The sequence below is a fragment of the Corynebacterium sp. AOP36-E1-14 genome, from assembly GCF_052377495.1.
GTDB lineage: Bacteria > Actinomycetota > Actinomycetes > Mycobacteriales > Mycobacteriaceae > Corynebacterium.
On sequence record NZ_JBQSWV010000088.1, the window covers coordinates 1 to 270 of the forward strand.

The 270-nt window shown below is 61.1% G+C and carries 1 protein-coding gene; it reads right to left on the reverse strand.

The window, feature by feature from the left end; all coding sequences use genetic code 11:
* The coding region (locus tag ACT3TD_RS14865; protein WP_444638081.1) for a helix-turn-helix domain-containing protein at nt 1-270 on the reverse strand (270 nt) is incomplete at both ends.

A 270-nucleotide genomic window follows, 5' to 3' on the forward strand; every position in this document is an offset into this window, starting at 1 on the left:
AGTATCCGCACGTCAGCCAGATGATCGCCGGAATCGTAGACAAGGTTGCAGCACGCCTGAACCGCGATCTTGTTGACCAGCTGCCACCCCACACCTAGGGCCTTCGCTGTCGCCGAGACACTCATGCGGTCAACGGCCAGGCGTTGCAGAATCCAACGAGTCGCCCGGTGGGTCAGTTTCGACCCGTCGTCAGCACAACCCAGTGAAGCATGGAAGATTCTCCGGCCGCAGGCATCGTTGGTGCAGGTGAACCGCGGGACACGGACGTGA